General features: G+C 72.1%; 15 protein-coding genes, 1 tRNA gene and 1 pseudogene. 7 read left to right on the top strand and 10 right to left on the bottom strand.

The window, feature by feature from the left end; genetic code table 11:
* Positions 1-49: 49 nt before the first annotated feature.
* Genes Q8A52_RS09990 through Q8A52_RS09975 form a run of 4 tightly spaced genes read right to left on the bottom strand, consistent with a single transcriptional unit; the run spans position 50 to position 5,759 of the window.
* The gene (locus Q8A52_RS09990; protein ID WP_316750222.1) at positions 50-2,299 is read right to left on the bottom strand and encodes a 3-hydroxyacyl-CoA dehydrogenase NAD-binding domain-containing protein; all 2,250 of its coding nucleotides are present in this window, start codon (positions 2,297-2,299) and stop codon (positions 50-52) included.
* Between the two features lie 46 nt (positions 2,300-2,345).
* Entirely contained in the window at positions 2,346-3,560 is a 1,215-nt protein-coding gene (locus Q8A52_RS09985) for an acetyl-CoA C-acetyltransferase (RefSeq protein WP_316750220.1), read from the bottom strand.
* Between the two features lie 31 nt (positions 3,561-3,591).
* Positions 3,592-4,605, bottom strand: coding sequence for an LLM class F420-dependent oxidoreductase (locus Q8A52_RS09980; RefSeq protein WP_316750217.1), 1,014 nt, complete (start codon positions 4,603-4,605; stop codon positions 3,592-3,594).
* Positions 4,605-5,759 carry a CaiB/BaiF CoA transferase family protein gene (locus Q8A52_RS09975; RefSeq protein WP_316750215.1) on the bottom strand — a complete coding sequence of 385 codons (1,155 nt, stop codon included), beginning with the start codon at positions 5,757-5,759 and terminating at the stop codon, positions 4,605-4,607. The genes Q8A52_RS09980 and Q8A52_RS09975 overlap by 1 nt, the downstream gene beginning before the upstream one ends.
* A gap of 374 nt (positions 5,760-6,133) precedes the next feature.
* Between Q8A52_RS09975 and Q8A52_RS09970 the strand changes: the two genes are divergently transcribed.
* The gene (locus tag Q8A52_RS09970) at positions 6,134-7,312 is read left to right on the top strand and encodes a saccharopine dehydrogenase family protein (protein ID WP_316750213.1); all 1,179 of its coding nucleotides are present in this window, start codon (positions 6,134-6,136) and stop codon (positions 7,310-7,312) included.
* A 51-nt stretch (positions 7,313-7,363) separates the two neighbouring features.
* Here Q8A52_RS09970 and mmpA read toward each other — a convergent pair whose 3' ends face one another.
* Entirely contained in the window at positions 7,364-7,510 is a 147-nt protein-coding gene (gene mmpA / locus Q8A52_RS09965) for a morphogenic membrane protein MmpA (protein WP_316750212.1), read from the bottom strand.
* A 527-nt stretch (positions 7,511-8,037) separates the two neighbouring features.
* A pseudogene (locus Q8A52_RS09960) lies at positions 8,038-8,721 on the bottom strand (endonuclease V); the annotation flags it as partial.
* 61 nt (positions 8,722-8,782) lie between these two features.
* On the opposite strand from Q8A52_RS09960, the gene Q8A52_RS09955 reads away from it, so the two are divergent.
* Positions 8,783-9,079 (top strand): YciI family protein, encoded by a 297-nt coding sequence (locus Q8A52_RS09955; RefSeq protein WP_316750210.1) that lies wholly within the window; start codon positions 8,783-8,785, stop codon positions 9,077-9,079.
* Positions 9,080-9,089: 10 nt separating this feature from the next.
* On the opposite strand, the gene Q8A52_RS09950 is transcribed toward Q8A52_RS09955, so the two are convergent.
* A complete protein-coding gene (locus Q8A52_RS09950) occupies positions 9,090-9,422 on the bottom strand; it encodes a plasmid stabilization protein (RefSeq protein WP_316750209.1) in 333 nt (110 codons plus the stop codon).
* Positions 9,423-9,484: 62 nt separating this feature from the next.
* Positions 9,485-10,600, bottom strand: coding sequence for a WD40/YVTN/BNR-like repeat-containing protein (locus Q8A52_RS09945; RefSeq protein WP_408649181.1), 1,116 nt, complete (start codon positions 10,598-10,600; stop codon positions 9,485-9,487).
* A 213-nt stretch (positions 10,601-10,813) separates the two neighbouring features.
* On the opposite strand from Q8A52_RS09945, the gene ssgD reads away from it, so the two are divergent.
* Positions 10,814-11,230: a spore wall synthesis regulator SsgD gene (gene ssgD, locus Q8A52_RS09940; protein ID WP_316750204.1), complete on the top strand. Its 417-nt coding sequence runs from the start codon at positions 10,814-10,816 to the stop codon at positions 11,228-11,230.
* 1 nt (position 11,231) lies between these two features.
* On the opposite strand, the gene Q8A52_RS09935 is transcribed toward ssgD, so the two are convergent.
* Positions 11,232-12,068: an isocitrate lyase/PEP mutase family protein gene (locus tag Q8A52_RS09935; RefSeq protein WP_316750202.1), complete on the bottom strand. Its 837-nt coding sequence runs from the start codon at positions 12,066-12,068 to the stop codon at positions 11,232-11,234.
* Positions 12,069-12,405: 337 nt separating this feature from the next.
* Here Q8A52_RS09935 and Q8A52_RS09930 point away from each other — a divergent pair, with 337 nt between their 5' ends.
* The 4 genes from Q8A52_RS09930 to Q8A52_RS09915 all read left to right on the top strand — a co-directional run bounded on the left by Q8A52_RS09930 (position 12,406) and on the right by Q8A52_RS09915 (position 17,078).
* On the top strand, positions 12,406-14,031 hold the full coding sequence (locus Q8A52_RS09930) for an ABC-F family ATP-binding cassette domain-containing protein (RefSeq protein WP_316750200.1): 1,626 nt from the start codon (positions 12,406-12,408) through the stop codon (positions 14,029-14,031).
* 133 nt (positions 14,032-14,164) lie between these two features.
* Positions 14,165-14,941, top strand: a complete 777-nt coding sequence (gene ddaH / locus Q8A52_RS09925) for a dimethylargininase (RefSeq protein ID WP_316750198.1) — start codon at positions 14,165-14,167, stop codon at positions 14,939-14,941.
* A 225-nt stretch (positions 14,942-15,166) separates the two neighbouring features.
* The gene (locus tag Q8A52_RS09920; protein WP_316750197.1) at positions 15,167-16,141 is read left to right on the top strand and encodes an acyl-ACP desaturase; all 975 of its coding nucleotides are present in this window, start codon (positions 15,167-15,169) and stop codon (positions 16,139-16,141) included.
* Between the two features lie 694 nt (positions 16,142-16,835).
* Entirely contained in the window at positions 16,836-17,078 is a 243-nt protein-coding gene (locus Q8A52_RS09915) for a hypothetical protein (protein WP_316750195.1), read from the top strand.
* 18 nt (positions 17,079-17,096) lie between these two features.
* Here Q8A52_RS09915 and Q8A52_RS09910 read toward each other — a convergent pair.
* A tRNA-Trp gene (locus Q8A52_RS09910) sits at positions 17,097-17,170 on the bottom strand.
* Between the last annotated feature and the right edge of the window lie 119 nt (positions 17,171-17,289).

Below are 17,289 nucleotides of genomic sequence, written 5' to 3'. Positions count from 1 at the left end.
CCGGCGATCCGGCGGGACGAGGGCGCGGCCGTGTCACATGGGGACCTGCTCAGCGCGCGTCGCTGAAGGTCTCCCCCCGCTCCGCCTTCTCGACCAGCAGGGCGGGCGGCTGGAACCGCTCGCCGTAGCGCTCGGCGAGTTCACGGGCGCGTGCCACGAAACCGGCGACGCCGGCACCCGCCCCGGCGCCGGCACCTGCCCCGGCGCCGGCACCTGCCCCGGCGCCGGCACCTGCCCCGGCGCCGCCGTCGTAGCCGTTGATGTACTGGAGCACGCCGCCGGTCCAGCCCGGGAAGCCGATGCCGAAGATGGAGCCGATGTTGGCGTCGGCGACGGACGTCAGGACGCCCTCTTCGAGGAGCCTGACGGTGTCGAGCGCCTCGGAGAAGAGCATGCGCTCCTGCATGTCCCGGAACGGGATCTCGTGTCCGGGCTTGGTGAAGTGCTCGCGCAGCCCCGGCCACAGCCCGGCCCGCTTGCCGTCGTCGCCGTACTCGTAGAAGCCCGCGCCGCCACTGCGCCCCGGGCGCCCGAACTCGTCGACCATGCGGTCGATGACGGCCTCGGCGGGGTGCGCCTGCCAGGTGCCGCCCGCCTCCTCGACGGCCCGCCTCGACTCGTTGCGGATCTTCCGCGGCAGGGTGAGGGTCAGCTCGTCCATCAGGGAGAGCACCTTGGCCGGGTAGCCGGCCTGGGCGGCCGCCTGCTCGACCGACGCGGGCTCGATGCCCTCGCCGACCATCGCCACACCCTCGTTGATGAAGTGGCCGATCACCCGCGAGGTGAAGAAGCCGCGGGAGTCGTTGACGACGATGGGCGTCTTGTTGATCTGCCGGACCAGGTCGAAGGCGCGCGCGAGGGCCTCGTCGCCGGTGCGCTCGCCCTTGATGATCTCGACGAGCGGCATCTTGTCGACGGGCGAGAAGAAGTGCAGTCCGATGAAGTCGGTCTGGCGCTCCACACCTTCGGCCAGGGCGGTGATGGGGAGGGTGGAGGTGTTGGAGCAGAGCAGCGCGTCGGGCGCGACGACGCTCTCGATCTCCTGGAACACCTTGTGCTTGAGGGCCGTGTCCTCGAAGACGGCCTCGATCACCGCGTCGCAGCCGGCCAGGTCGGCCACATCGGCGCTGGGCGTGATGCGGGCGAGCAGCGCGTCGGCCTTCTCCTGGCTGGTACGGCCCTTGGCGACGGCCTTGGCGCACAGCTTCTCGGAGTAGCCCTTGCCCTTCTGCGCGGCCTCGGCCGACACGTCCTTCAGGACGACGTCGATGCCCGCGCGGGCGCACGAGTAGGCGATGCCCGCGCCCATCATGCCGGCGCCGAGAACGGCGACCTTGCGGACCTCGCGCGGCTCGATGCCCTTGGGGCGGTTGGCACCGGAGTTGACGGCCTGGAGGTCGAAGAAGAACGCCTGGATCATGTTCTTCGAGGTCTGGCCCGCCGCCAGCTCGACGAAGTAGCGGGCCTCGATGACCTGGGCGGTCTCGAAGTCGACCTGGGAGCCCTCGACGGCGGCCGCGAGAATGTTGCGCGGGGCCGGGTAGGGCGCGCCGCCCGTCTGCTTGCGCAGGGTGGCCGGGAAGGCGGGCAGGTTGGCCGCGAACTTCGGGTTGGCCGGTGTGCCGCCCGGGATCTTGTAGCCCGGCTTGTCCCAGGGCTGCTGCGACTCGGGGTTGGCGTCGATGAAGGCGCGGGCCTTGGCGAGCAGTTCCTCGGGGGTGGCGGCCACTTCGTGGACGAGACCGTTCTCCTGGGCGCGCCGCGCGTTGTACTGGGTGCCCTGGAGGAGGACCTTCAGCAGGGCGTCGGCGATGCCCAGCAGGCGTACGGTGCGCACGACTCCGCCGCCGCCGGGGAGCAGGCCGAGGGTGACCTCGGGGCAGCCGATCTTGGTGCCGGAGGTGTCGAGGGCGACCCGGTGGTGGCAGGCGAGCGCGAGCTCGAAACCGCCGCCCAGCGCCGCCCCGTTGATCGCCGCGACGACCGGCTTGCCCAGGGTCTCGATGCGGCGCAGGTTCCGCTTGATGGCGAGGCCGCCGTCGAGCAGGTCCTGGGCGGTCTCGGGGGTGACGCGGATGAGGTCGCGCAGGTCGCCGCCCGCGAAGAAGGTCTTCTTGGCGGAGGTGAAGATGATGCCGCGGATGGAGTCCTGCTCCGCCTCGAGGCGGTCCGTGATCGCGCCGAGCGAGTCGCGGAAGGCCGCGTTCATGGTGTTCGCGGACTGGTTGGGGTCGTCGAGGACGAGGGTGACGACGCCGGTGTCGTCCTGTTCCCAGCGGATGGTGGTGCTCTCGGTCATGTCAGGGGTCTCCGTTGAGGTCTGAAGTCTCTGCTGCCGCTGGGGACTAGATGCGCTCGACGACGGTGGCGATGCCCATGCCGCCGCCCACGCAGAGCGTGGCGAGGCCGTACCGCTTGTCCTGCCGCTCCAGTTCGTCGATGAGCGAGCCGAGGATCATCGCGCCGGTGGCGCCGAGCGGGTGGCCGAGGGCGATCGCGCCGCCGTTGACGTTGACCTTGTCCAGGGACAGGCCCATGTCCTTGACGAAGCGCAGCACGACGGCCGCGAACGCCTCGTTGATCTCGACGAGGTCGATGTCGTCGATGGTCAGCCCGGCCTTGGCGAGCGCCTTGCGGGTGGCGGGCGCGGGCCCGGTGAGCATGATGGTCGGCTCGGAGCCGGAGACGGCGGCGGAGACGATCCGTGCGCGCGGGGTGAGTCCGTAGCGCTCGCCGACCTCCTTGGAGCCGATCGCGACCAGCGAGGCGCCGTCCACGATGCCGGAGGAGTTGCCCGCGTGGTGGACGTGGTCGATCTTCTCGACCCAGTGGTACTTCTGCAGGGCCACGGCGTCGAATCCGCCGAGCTCGCCGATGTCGGCGAAGGACGGCTTCAGCTTGGCGAGGGAGTCGGCGGTCGTGCCGGGGCGCGGGAACTCGTCCCGGTCGAGGACGACGAGGCCGCTGCGGTCCTTGACGGGGACGACGGAGCGCTCGAAGCGGCCGTCCTTCATCGCGGTGGCCGCGCGCTCCTGCGAAAGGGCCGCGTACTCGTCGACGTCCCGCCGGGAGAAGCCCTCGATGGTGGCGATCAGGTCGGCGCCGATGCCCTGGGGCACGAAGTTGACGGCGAGGTTGGTCATGGGGTCGTTGAACCAGGCGCCGCCGTCCGAGGCCATCGGCACCCGGGACATCGACTCCACGCCGCCGGCCAGGACGAGGTCCTCCCAGCCGGAGCGCACCTTGGCGGCGGCCAGGTTGACGGCTTCCAGGCCGGACGCACAGAAGCGGTTCTCCTGGACGCCCGCCACGGTGTCCGGCAGTCCGGCCGCGATCGCCGCGATCCGGGCGATGTCCGAGCCCTGGTCGCCGACCGGGCCGACTACGCCGAGGACGATGTCGTCGACGGCGGCCGGGTCGAGGCCGGGGAAACGGTCACGGATCTCGTGGATGAGTCCGACGACCAGGTCGATGGGCTTCGTGCCGTGCAGGGCGCCGTTCGCCTTGCCGCGGCCGCGCGGAGTGCGGATCGCGTCGTACACGTACGCTTCGGTGCTCACTGACAAGCCTTTCCGGGAGGGTGAGGGTTCTTCAGAGCCAGCTCTTGACGGTCTCGACCAGGCGGGCCGGTTCCGGGCCCACAGGGACGACGTTCAGCATCGTCACGCCCGCCTCGCGGAACGCGGCGACGCGCTCACGGACGTAACCTTCCGGGCCGCACAGCGACATGAGCTCGCAGAGTTCGTCCGGGACGGCCGCCTCGGCCTCCTTCTTGCGGCCGGACAGGTACAGCTCCTGGATGAGCCGGGCTTCCTTCTCGTAGCCGTAGGCGACGGCGAGGTCGTTGTAGAAGTTCTTGCCGGGCGCGCCCATGCCGCCGACGTACAGGGCGATCTTCGGGCGGGCGAGATCCCGTGCGGCGGCCGCGTGCTCACCGATGGCGAGCAGTCCGCCCGCGACGATCTGCAGCGGCCCCAGGGCGGGGTCACGGCGGGCGGCGCCCTCCGCCAGGGGCTTGCCCCACACGTCGGCGGCCTTCTCCGGGACGAACAGGGTGGGCAGCCAGCCGTCGGCGATCTCCGCGGTCATGCGGACGTTGGCGGGGCCGAGGGAGGCGACGTACAGCGGCACCGCGGGGCGTACCGGCTTGGTGAGGATCTTCAGGGGCTTGCCCAGCCCGCCGGGCCGGGGCATGTCCGTGATGCCGTGGTGGTCGATGACCTCGCGGCGCAGGATGCGGCGGGTCAGCTCGATGGTCTCGCGGGTGCGGCCGAGGGGCTTGTCGTACGGCTTCCCGTGCCAGCCCTCGATCACCTGCGGGCCGGAGGCGCCGAGCCCGATGACGGCGCGGCCGCCCGACATGGCGTCGATGCCGGCGGCGGTCTGGGCGATCAGGGCGGGGGTGCGGGAGTAGACGTTGAGGATCGCGGAGCCGATCTTCATCCGTTCGGTGCGTGCGGCCAGATAGCCCATGATCGTCGGCGCGTCGAAGCCGTATGCCTCCGCGACCCAGACGGCGTCGAGGCCCGCCGACTCGAGCGCGGCCGCTTCGTCCGCCGCGGTGCGTGGGTCGGTGGCGTAGTCGAGGGGGATCGAGAGTTCCATCAGTCGCCGTCCTTCTCGGGGTCGGTGATGAGCCGCGGTACGTCCCAGTCGCGGGCCACTTCCGTGGTGTCGGCACCCGGCAGGACGGGGCCGGTGCGGACGGCGGTGGGGGTCTCGGTGAAGCGCGGGGCCGGCGCGGGCTGGGTGATGCCACCATGGTCGGTGAAGGTGCCGCGGGCGGCGAGATGCGGGTGGTGCGGGGCCTCGCGGAGGGACAGAACGGGGGCCACACAGGCGTCGGAGCCCTCGAAGACGGCCGTCCACTCGTCCTGGGTGCGGGACTTGAAGCGGGCGGCGACGCGCTCGCGCAGCTCGCCCCAGCGGGTCCAGTCCTTGCGGGCGGGGGCCAGGTCGTCGAGGTCCATCAGGTGCAGGAACTCCTCGTAGAACTGCCGCTCCAGGGCCCCGACCGCCATGTACCTGCCGTCGGCGGTCTCGTAGGTGCCGTAGTAGGGGCAGCCGCCGTCCAGCAGGTTGGCGCCGCGCCGGTCCTGCCATCCGCCGGCGGCCAGCATGCCGTGGATCATCGCGGCGAGGTGCGCGGCGCCGTCGACGATGGCGGCGTCGACGACCTGGCCGGTGCCGGTCGCGCGCGCGTGGTGCAGGGCGGCGAGGACACCGACGACCAGGTAGAGGGAGCCGCCCGCGTAGTCGCCGACCAGGTTCGCCGGGATGGCCGGGGGCTCGTCCGGGGCGCCGATCATGCCGAGGGTTCCGGTGAGGGCGATGTACGCGATGTCGTGGCCGGCGCGCTGGGCGAGGGGTCCCTCCTGGCCCCAGCCGGTCATCCGGCCGTAGACCAGCCTCGGGTTGCGGGCGTGGCAGTCACCGGGGCCGACGCCGAGCCGCTCGGCGACGCCGGGGCGGAAGCCCTCGATGAGGATGTCGGCCCGTTCGGCCAGGTCGAGGACGCGCGACGGGCCGTCCGCCGACTTCAGGTCGACGAGCACCGAGCGTTTGTTGCGGTTGGTGATGTCGTACGCCGGGTCGACACCCAGGCTGCTGCCGCCCGGCCGGTCCACCCGTACGAGGTCGGCGCCCAGGTCGGCGAGGAGCATGGCGGCGAACGGGCCGGGCCCGATCCCGGCCAGCTCGACCACGCGCACGCCCGCGAGCGGGCCCTGTGCCGGCGTCGGCGCCTGTGCCGTCGTCATGCGGCCCCCAGTCATGTGACACAACTGATGTAACACCAGTGATGCTAAGAACGCGTTCCACCCGGCACAAGACCTGGGCGAGCAAGCGCTTAGCCAAGTTACCCGGAAGTCCGCTCGACCAGCGTGGTCCGCGGTAGGTCAGCGCGCGTCGAGTCCCGCTATGAGCCCCTTGGCGGCGATCGCCCGTTGGCTTTCCTCGGCCCAGTCGCACAGCAGCTCGCAGCCCGAGAGCGAACTCGCGTACTTTCTCCCGCTTCTTCAGGCCGTTGCCGGACACGGCCATCGGCTGCCTCCGGGCTGGTCTCCGGGCGCTGCACACCTCACGCTAGCCTCAGCCACCGACAGCGACGCGGGTTGCACGACCGAGAGGTGTCATGAGCAGGCTGAGCAGGACGGACCGTCCCTACGACATCGTGCTCTTCGGAGCCACGGGCTTCGTCGGGACGCTCACCGCGGAGTACCTGGCCGCACACGCGCCCGAGGACCTGCGCTGGGCGATCGCCGGGCGCGACGAGAGCCGACTGCGGGCACTGCGCGAGCGGCTGCCCGGCGGTGCCGGCGTCGGGGTGCTCCGGGCGGACGTCACCGAACCCGGGACGCTGCGCGAACTGGCCGGGCACGCGCGCGTGGTGGCCTCGACCGTCGGGCCGTACGTCCGCTACGGCGAGGAACTCGTCGCCGCCTGCGCGGACAGCGGGGCCGACTGTCTCGATCTCACGGGTGAGCCCGAGTTCGTGGACCTGATGTACGTCCGCCATGACGCACGCGCGCGTGAGACCGGCGCCCGGCTCGTGCACGCCTGCGGTTTCGACTCGGTGCCGCACGACCTGGGGGCGTACTTCACGGTCCGGCAGCTGCCCGAGGGCGTACCGCTGACCGTGGACGGATATGTGACCGCCGACGCCGCCTTCTCCGGCGGCACCCTCGCCTCGGCGCTGACCCAGATGGCGCGCGGACGGCAGATGCTCGCCGCCGCGCGCGACCGCGGCCGGCACGAGCCGCGGCTGATGGGACGCAGAGCGACGGCGCCGACCGGAGCACCGCGGTTCGCCAAGGAGGTCGGGGCCTGGGCCCTCCCCCTGCCGACCATCGACGCGCAGATCGTGCGCCGGTCGGCGAAGGCCCTGGACCGCTACGGCCCGGACTTCCGCTACCGGCACTACGCGGCCGTGAAGCGGCTGCCCGTCGCCCTGGGCTCGGTGGCGGCCGTGGGCGCGGTGGTTGCCGCCGCTCAGCTGCCGCCCGCCCGGCGCTGGTTGTCGGACCGGCTCAGGCCCGGGGACGGGCCGAGCGCCGACAAGCGCGCGAAGAGCTGGTTCTCGGTGCGCTTCGTCGGCGAGGGCGGCGGACGGCGCGTGTTCACGGAGGTCTGCGGCGGCGACCCCGGCTATGACGAGACGGCGAAGATGTTCGCCGAGTCGGCCCTGTCCCTGGCCTTCGACGACCTGCCGCCGACGGCCGGCCAGGTCACGACGGTCCAGGCGATGGGCGACGCCCTGACCGAGCGGCTGCGCAGGGCGGGGATCACGTTCAGGGTGGCGGCGGCCTTCTAGCGGCACCCTGTGCGGCCGGGGTAGCCGGGGCGGGTGGAGCGCCCGGAGCGGCTAGTGCGGCCACCCCAGTACGGTGTAGATCATCCCGCCTATCCAGCCGAGCCCCGCCAGTACGGCGAGGACCAGCGCGGCCGTCACGGCGCGCTCGACGGGACGGTTGGGGTCTGCAAGGGGCTTCGCGGCACGGGGTGTCGTCATGCGCCAGAGCCTGCCGGTCGGCGCGCGGCATCCGCATCCGTACGACTACTCACACGCCGTACTCAGTCGTCGTGCTCGGTCGGCGGCCAGTCCCCCAACGCATCCGCGATGCGGTCCCGCACGGCCGGATCGTGCGCGGCGGTGGCGAGCCGGACGGCGATGGGGCCGATCTGCCACCCCGCGTGACAGTCGAAGAAGGGCGGGGGTCCTGCCTCATTGTGGGCGAGCTTGCCCACCAGCTCCGCGAGGCGGACCAGAAGCTGCTGCTCCTCCGTCGGATGTTCCCAGGCCGCGAGCCCTCGCCCGCGGACCAGCTCGAACAGCTGGCGCCCCTGGCTCCAGCGGTCGCGGTCGTCCGCGAGGTCCAGCGCGGCATCGATCTCCGGTGTCCGGCCCAGCCCCTCCGCCGCCGCGCGGAGCACCCGGCCCGCCCAGACGACGGGAAGGGTCTGGCGCTCGAACAGGGAACGGCCCCAGCTGCGTTCGGGATCCGCGGCCGCATACTCGACGAGGGGGCTCCGCCCGCGCGTCGCCTCCCGGAGCGCGCGCCGACAGAGCGAGTCCGCCCGGCGGGTTGTCTCCGGGAGCCGGTACTCCGGGGTGAGCGCGAGCGTGTGGGCGCATGCGTTGTCCAGGCTCACCCGGTGGCCGACGGAGACGAAGACCGGCTTTACGGAGTCCCGAGTGCGCAGGGCGCGGCCGACCTCCTCGGTGCCCGCGAGGAGCGGGGTGCCGCCGCCGCGCCGGGGGTCCGGATCCGCGTACGTGAAGGTGAAAGGGTTCTTGGCGACGCCGATGGTGGGCAGCCCGGTGAGCACGCCGAGGTGACTGGCAAGGCCGAAGCGGCGCGGGTGGGCCAGTCCGTAGCCGTCGCAGACCACCAGCCCCGGCGGGTGCGCAAGGGCGTCGAGGGCGGCCAGGACGGTGGGGATCTCCCGGAAGGCGAGCAGCCCGGGGACGTACGGGAAGGAGATGCGCCCGACGGCCGTCGCTTCGGCGACCACGTCCAGCGTCGCCGCGTCGAGCACCACGGCCGCGGCCACGACGACGTCCCGTTCGTCGTCGTAGGCGACGTCGACGCCCGTGACGCAGCCAGTCCCGGGCGGCGGCCCCGGCTCGTCCAGCACCACCCGTCCGCGCAGTTCGTCCTGTACGGCGCGGGCCTGCTCCTCGGTCGCGGGCCAGCCCGCGGGAACACGTACGGTCGTCATGGTGGGGTCGACTGTACGGGTCCGGCCGGGGGCGTGGGCGCCCAGGGGTAGGCTCGCGATCATGTTCGTACTGGAACTGACCTACACCGCACCGCTCGACGCCGTGGACGCCGTGCTGCCGGCGCACGTGGCATGGCTCGACGAGCAGTACGAGAAGGGCGTCTTCCTCGTCTCCGGGCGCAAGAACCCCCGCGACGGCGGGGTGATCCTCGCCGTCGCGGAGGACCGCGCGCGCATCGAGGAGATCGCCGCGGGCGACCCGTTCCTCATCGCCGGGGTGTGCGCCTACCGCATCACGGAGTTCATCGCCACCAAGACGGTGCCCGAGCTGGAGCGCTGTCGCGAGACGCTCGGCTGAGCGCGCGGGCTCAGCTCTTCTTCCCGCCCAGCGCGCGCTGCAGCTGCTGCTTGTTCATGTCCGAACGGCCCTTGATGTTGCGCCGCTTGGCTTCCTCGTACAGCTGGTCGTAGGTGGGCCCCTGGGCACCCTGGTGCGACCGCCTGCCGCCGCGCTCGCCGGACGACATGTCCTGGATCGAGGTGCGGCTCGCGGTCTTCGACTCACCGGCCCTGGCGCGTTCCTTGTTGACCGTCCGCGCCGCGATCTCCTCGGCGCGCTCCGTGCTCTCGCCCCGGTCCAGGGCGCTCTCCTTGATGTGCTCGTACTGACGTTCCCGCTTGGGACTGGCACCGCGTGGCACGACCGCTCACTTCCTCTCGTGTCGTGTGCGACGACCGAGTACCCGCGCCGCGGCCCGCCGCATCAGCTCTCCAGCCGCGCCACGCGCCCCTTCTCCCCGGCCGCCCAGCAGCCCAGGTCGGGGGTGCAGTCCACGGTGTCGTACGAGCCGGTGTCGACCGTTCGCCAGGTGAGCCCGGCGTCGGTGGTCAGGTCGGTTCCGGTGGGGCCGACGGCGAGCGCGGCGGTGCGGCTGTGCGGGAGCCAGGCGGCGCCGGAGCGGTAGGCGGGCGGGGGTGTGCCGGCGGGCCGCCAGCTGCGGCCGCCGTCCGGGGTGAGCGCCGCCGCCTGCGGGGAGGGCTGGTCCGCGCGGTAGTCGCCGCCGACGGCGAGGCCATGGATGCGGTCGCGGAAGGCGAGCGCGAACACGCCGCGGGCCGGGTCGCCGGCCGGGACCGGCGCGTCGGTGGCCGTCCAGGTCAGGCCGCGGTCCGTGGAGTGCAGCACGCGCGCGCGGGCGCCGCCGCCGGTGGCCAGCCAGACGTCCTTGGGACCCGAGGTGACCAGGCACTGACCGCTCGCCGCGAAGCCCGCCTCGCCGTCCAGCGCGGCGGGCATGCCGTCGGAGGGCAGCGCCCGCCAGGTGCGGCCGCCGTCGCCGGTGGACAGAATGCGGAACTTTCCGTCCACCGGGTCGCTCATGGCGAGACCGTGGCGGCGGTCGAAGAACGAGAGGCAGTCGTAGAACGCCTTGGGGTCGGTGTTGCGGAAGGACTCGGTCCAGGTCGCCCCGCCGTCCTCGGTGCGGTAGACACGGGAGTCCTCGCCCTCGCCGATGGCCAGCACGACCGCGCGCCGCGCGTCGAACGCCTCGATGTCCCGGAACTGCAGAGCGGCCGCGCCCGGCGGAGAGACGTTCCGCCAGCTCGCCCCGCCGTCCGTGGTGCGCAGGACCGTACCGCCGGATCCGGCCACCCAGGCGGTGTCACGGCTGACGGCGGACAGCCCGCGATAGCGGACATCGGGGGTGCCGGTGTCCTTGAGTTCCCAGTGCGGTGCGCGGTGGCCGCCCTGCGGCGCGGCCTGCGCCGGTGCGAGCGTCAGGGCGGCCAGCGCGGCCCCGCAGGCCACCCCCGCGGCCACCGTCCGGCTGGTACGGGTCGTACGTCTCGTTCGTCGCGTGCTCCCCAAGCGCCTCATGGCGCGCGAAGCTAGCCCACCGCCCCGCCACCGTCCAGGGGGCCCGAGCGCCGCTCGCGGCAGTGCGGAACACACCTGCCCCTCGCATGCATGGACGCGGTGACCGAGGTCACTCGAAATTCGTGTGCACGGATTGGCTGATTCCGTCGTCTCTTCCAGTGCCAGGTCTGATCCACCCGGAAGTTCGTCCAGCCGTCACGAGGGAGCAAGGCGTTGTCCACCGTCATCGAGCAGCCCGTAGAGGCCCGACTCGTCGCCGCCGCACCGCGCATGCCGAGCATTCCCGCAACGCTGCGCTACGACCGGCACGACCCGTTCGCCGTCCAGATGACCTTCCCGGCCCCGGCCACCCTGGAGGGCGTGGAGGTGCGCTGGAGCTTCGCCCGCGACCTCCTCTCCGCGGGCCTGCACGGCCCGGAGGGCCACGGCGACGTCCGGGTGCGGCCGTACGGGTACGACCGCACCGTGCTGGAGTTCCACGCCCCCGAGGGGACCGCCGTCGTGCACGTCCGCACGGGCGAGATCCGCCGGTTCCTGCAGGCAACGAACGAGCTCGTACCCGAAGGCCTGGAGCACCTCCAGCTGGACCTCGACCACCATCTGGCCGAATTGATGCGGGACGCCTGCTGACCTAGCGCTCCCGCGCCAGCAGGGTGTTGAGCTCCCCGTAGTCCAGCCCCTGCGCCTGCGCCTCGTACGTCCCCGCGTCCAGCATCTCCCGCGCGGCGCGGCGGACGACCGCGTATGCGGCCTCGGCCAGGCCGGACCCGGCGCTCACCCGGGCCACGCCCAGGGCGGCGAGCTCGGCGACGGACGGTGCGTCGGGGCCCACCAGCACATTGAGCGGTCCGTCGATGCCCTCGACGAGCGCCCTGACCGTCTCCGGGTCGACGGCCCCGGGGACGAAGATCCCGTCGGCGCCCGCGGCGCGGAAGGCGGCGGCCCGCTCCAGGGTGGCGTCCACTCCCCCGGCGCCCCTGAGGAAGGTGTCGATCCGGGCGTTGACGAACAGCGGCACGCCCTGCGCGTCGGCGGCCTCGCGGGCGGCCGCGATCCGCTCGGCCTGCTCGGCGACCGGCCGCAACGCGCCGCTCCCCTCCTCGTACAGCGCATCCTCGATGTTGATGCCCACCGCTCCCGCCGCGAGCACCGCGCGGACCGTGCCGGCGACGCCCGCCGGGTCCTTCGCATACCCACTCTCGATGTCGGCGCTGACCGGAACGCGGACCGTGGCGGCGATGCGTGCCACCGCGTCCAGCGCCCGGTCCCGCTCCAGCCGGTCGCCGTCGGCGGCGCCGAGGCTCCAGGCGAGCCCTGCGCTGGTGGTGGCCACCGCGGCGGCGCCCGCGTCCTCGGCGAGCCGGGCGCTCATCGCGTCCCAGGCGTTCGGGAGGACCAGCGGACGCCCCGGGACGTGCAGGGCGCGGAAGGCCTGGGCGCGGTCTCGCAGGGTGTTCTCGTTCGTCATGCGGACGACTCAACCAGCCGGGCCGGGGCGCGGGCCGGCAGGAATCCGACGTGTACGTGGGGGCCGGCGCGGGCTCGCGATTAATTGCGTTGACGGCCCGACGCGCCCCTCGTACGTTGTTCAGCGGTCCTGTTGCCGTCGATTGGAGAAGGACGTTGCTCGTCTGAGGTCCTGAGACACCGCGTCACACCCGTCGGGTGTGTGCGTCGTGTGCGACCTCGGCGTCCGAGCCGTCCTCCGGCACAGGGCCTTCGTGTGCCCCCGGTTCCCCGGTCCGCGCCCCGCGGTGTCTCGACATGCGTTCGCCCTGACCGCACCCAGCAACCGCGAGGCCCTTGTGTCCACTTCTCTCAGCTGTACGTCCCTGTCCTTCGGCTGGCCCGACGGCACCTCCGTCCTCGACGGCCTCGACGTGGCCTTCGGCCCCGGCAGGACGGGGCTCGTCGGCGTCAACGGATCGGGAAAATCGACCCTGTTGAAGCTCATCGCCGGCGAGCTCACCCCGTCGGACGGCACCGTCAAGGTGACCGGCGAGGTCGGCTACCTCCCGCAGAACGTCACGCTCGACACCGCCCTGCGCGTCGACGAGGCGCTCGGCATCGCCGCCCGGCGGGCCGCACTGCACGCCATCGAGGCGGGCGACGCGGCCGCGGAGCACTTCGAGACGGTCGGCGACGACTGGGACGTCGAGGAGCGCGCGCTCGTCACCCTCGGTGAACTCGGTCTCGGGCACATCGGCCTGGACCGCACGGTCGGTGAGGTGTCGGGCGGCGAGTCGGTGCTGCTCCGCCTGGCCGCGCTGCTGCTGCGCCGCCCGGACGTGCTGCTGCTCGACGAGCCCACGAACAACCTCGACCTGTACGCGCGCAGGCGGCTGTACGCGGCCGTCGCGTCCTGGCCGGGCCTGCTGGTCGTCGTCAGCCACGACCGTGAACTCCTCGAACTGGTCGACCAGATCGCGGACCTGCGTGCCGGGGAGATCACCTGGTACGGCGGCAACTTCTCGGCCTACGAGGAGGCCCTCGCCGTGGAGCAGGAGGCGGCCGAGCGCATGGTGCGGGTCGCCGAGGCGGACTTTCGCAAGCAGAAGCGCGAACTGGTCGACGCCCAGGTCAAGCTGGCCCGCCGCAAGCGCTACGGGCAGAAGATGTGGGACCAGAAACGCGAACCGAAGATCGTGATGGGGGCACGCAAGCGCGCGGCGCAGGAGTCCGCGGGCAAGCACCGCATCATGCACGAGGAGAAGCTGGCCGAGGCCAAGGAGCGGCTCGACGAGGCGGTGGACGCCGTACGGGACGACGACGAGATCCGCGTCGACCTCCCGTACACGGCCGTGCCGCCGGGCCGGAACGTGCTCACCCTGCGCGGCCTGCAACTGGCGTACGGGGCGCGCGTCGACGGCGTCCTCGACCTGCGCGGTCCCGAGCGGATCGCGCTGATCGGACGCAACGGGGCGGGCAAGACGACCCTGCTGCGCACCATCGCCGGGGAACTGGCGCCGGTGGCGGGCGAGGCGGAGACGCATGTGCCGCTGCGGTTCCTGCCGCAGCGGCTGGACGTCCTGGACGGCGAGCTGTCCGTCGCCGAGAACGTGGCCCGGTTCGCGCCGGGTGCCACCAACAACCGGATCCGGGCGCGACTGGCCCGCTTCCTGTTCCGGGGCGCCCGCGCCGACCAGAAGGCGTCCACGCTGTCCGGCGGCGAACGCTTCCGGGCGGCCCTGGCCGCGCTGATGCTGGCCGAGCCCGCGCCGCAGCTCCTCCTGCTCGACGAGCCGACGAACAATCTGGACATGGCGAGCGTGCGCCAGCTCACGACCGCCCTGGAGTCCTACGAGGGAGCGCTGATCGTGGCCGGCCACGACCTGCCGTTCCTCGAGTCCCTCGGCATCACCCGCTGGCTGCTTCTGGAGGAGGGAGAACTGAAGGAGACGGCCCTGGAGGAGGTCGGGGACCCGGCCTGACCGTCCCGCCGGAGCGTCTCAGGAGGGGCGCGGCCGGGCACCGGGGTTTCGTACACCCGGTTCGGACCTGCATGATGGCGGACCGGCGCCGTATCACTGGCGCCGGACCGCCCCGCCGATACGGAGACCCGTCGTGCCCAGCAAGAAGGCCCTCGTCCGCCGCCCCAGCCCGCGCCTCGCCGAAGGCCTGGTGACGCACATCGAGCGGGAGAAGGTCGATGCAGAGCTCGCCGTGGAGCAGTGGGAGGCGTACGTCGAGGCACTGCGCACGCACGGCTGGGAGACGGTCGAGGTGGACCCGGCCGACGACTGCCCGGACTCGGTGTTCGTCGAGGACACCGTGGTCATGTACAAGAACGTGGCGCTGATCACCCGGCCGGGCGCCGAGTCCCGGCGGGACGAGACCGCCGGGGTCGAGGAGGCCGTGGCCCGCCTCGGCTGTTCGGTCAACTGGATCTGGGAGCCGGGCACGCTGGACGGCGGTGACGTCCTGAAGGTCGGCGACACGATCTACGTCGGCCGGGGCGGGCGCACCAACGCGGCCGGGGTGCAGCAAGTGCGGGCCGCCTTCGAGCCGCTGGGCGCGCGGGTGGTGGCCGTACCGGTGAACAAGGTGCTGCATCTGAAGTCGGCGGTCACCGCGCTGCCCGACGGAACGGTGATCGGGCACATCCCGAACGTGGACCGCCCCTCCCTGTTCCCGGGCTTCCTCGCGGTGCCCGAGGAGGCCGGCGCGCACGTGGTGCTGCTCGGCGGCAGCAAGCTGCTGATGGCGGACAGCGCGCCCAAGACGAAGGAACTGCTCACCGATCTCGGCCATCAGGTGGTCACGGTGGACATCAGCGAGTTCGAGAAGCTCGAAGGATGTGTGACGTGCCTCTCAGTGCGACTGCGGGGGCTGTACGCCTGATCGGGTGATCCATCACCCCAACGGCCCCGGGACCTGCGCGTCCCGGGGCTCTTCGGCATGTCCTGGTACAGCTGAGGAACGCCACCTGATCAGCGATCTTTACGCCACGCTTAACCTACGGCTTCGTAACCTACGGCTTCGTAGCCTACGATCTCGTAGGTTCCGGCACCGCTCGCCGGTTCGCCCCCTTCATCCCCCTTTGTACGGCGTCCCCCTGGAGTTCCTGTGACGATCACCTCTCCTCACCTCGGCAGCCCGTCCGTGTGGACCGACGCAAAGCTGCTGTACGCGCTCGAGGAAGTGGTCGAGGAGGAGCTGAACCGCCATCTGAAGGTCGCCAAGGACTGGATGCCCCACGAGTACGTCCCGTGGACCGACGGCCGTAACTTCCCCGGCCTGTTCGAGGACGGCGAGGCCTGGGACAAGGAGCAGTCCAAGGTCACCGAGATCGGCCGTATCGCCCTCGTGGTGAACCTTCTGACGGAGGACAACCTCCCCAGCTACCACCACGAGATCGCCTCGCTCTTCGGCCGGGACGGCGCCTGGGGCACCTGGGTGCACCGCTGGACGGCCGAGGAGGGCCGGCACGGCATCGTGATGCGCGACTACCTGCTCACCTCGCGCGCGGTGGACCCGGACAAGCTGGAGCAGTTCCGCATGTCCCACATGAGCGAGGGCTTCGAGTCCGACAACCGTCACTCGATGCTGCACTCGGTCGCCTACGTCGCCTTCCAGGAGCTCGCGACCCGTATCTCGCACCGCAACACCGGCCACCAGTCCGGCGACCCGGTCTGCGACCGCATGCTGGCCCGCATCGCGACCGACGAGAACCTCCACATGGTCTTCTACCGCAACCTGCTGAAGTCCGCGTTCGAACTCGCCCCCGACCTCACCATGCAGGCCGTTCGGGACGTCGTCGTGAACTTCCGCATGCCCGGCCACGGCATCCCCGGCTTCGAGCGCGCCGCGGCCCAGATGGCGATCGGCGAGGTCTACAACCTCCGTATCCACCACGACGACGTCCTCCAGCCCGTGCTGCGCCACCTGAAGGTCATGGAGATCGACGGACTCGGCCCGGAGGGCCGGCAGGCCCAGGACGAACTCGGCCTGTTCATGGGCGGCCTCGACGCGGAGGCCCTGAAGTTCGACGAGAAGCTGGCCGCGCGCAAGGCGCGGATGGCGGCGCGCGCCGGAGCCTGACCGCGGGCACCAGGGTCCGACCGCACACTGAACACCGAACAGGGCGCACCGAATTGCCGGTGCGCCCTGTCAGTGGCCTGCGGCATCATGCCGCAATGCGTGACCACACCAGGGCGGAACAGGCAGTCGGCTTTCTGCTCGGCCTGATCGACGAGGAAACCGCCGGACGGATCCGGGCACGGACCGGCCTGCCCGGCCCCGAGCGCCCCGAGGCGGTCCGGCGCCGGCTCGACCGCGCGTGGGCCTGGGCCAATGTGCTGCCGGCCTCGGTGGTGCTGTGGGTCCTGGAGGAGGACGACCCGGACCTCAACGCGGTGGTGTGGCGGTTCGTCGGCACCGACGCCGCGCTGCGCCGGGCCGTCGCCCGGGGCCTGCCGTTCGGTCCCGGGCGCACCGAGCCGCTCCCGGTGGACCCCGCCCTGCGGGGCGAGGAACCCGAAGTGCCCGAGAGCTACGTCCGGCACGGCCTCGTGGGCGCACTGCGGGAAGCAACGTCCCTTCAACAGGCCCGGGCGGCGGGGTCCATGGTCCTGACGCGCACCGACTGGGGGGGGCGGTCGCCGATGCGCATGGCGAGCGTCCACTGCCCGGGTTCGCGCGCTGGGCGCTGTCCGTACGCCCGGACTGCCCGCCCACGCTGCGCGAGCAGTTCGGCTCGCACCGCAAGTTCACCCACCGGGTCCGCCGGGCCGGTGTGCTCGAGGGTCCGGCCGAGTACGCGACGGCCCACGGCCCCGCCGTGCACGTCCTGCACGTGCTGTCCATGGGCCATGTGCTGTTCCCGGCCCGGATCAAGGAGGCCGAGGAAGCCCTGCGCCCGCTCGTCCGGGACCATCTGGGCGACCGCAAGGACGCCTGGGCAGTGCTGGCCCAGCTGGTCGACACGTTCCACGGCAGCGCCGCGGAGCTGGTGGCGACCGCGGGCGCCACCGCCTGAGCCGAGGGGCCGAAGGGGGCGGGGCGGCCGGATTCGAACCGGCGTGTTCCGGTTTTGGAGACCGGTGCGCCTGCCTCTGCGCTACGGCCCCACCCTTGCAGCAGAGCGTAATGCCTTGGCCCGTTGTCAGTGCGGGCTGGTACCAATGAAGCACTGGGGGACGCGCGGTACCGGGGGCACGGACGGAGGTGTTCACCGAGGTGCGGCGGAG

Source organism: Streptomyces herbicida (assembly GCF_032656585.1).
Classification (GTDB): domain Bacteria; phylum Actinomycetota; class Actinomycetes; order Streptomycetales; family Streptomycetaceae; genus Streptomyces; species Streptomyces herbicida.
Note: the sequence above shows the minus strand (reverse complement) of the source record. Positions and strands in the feature narration are given on the sequence as shown.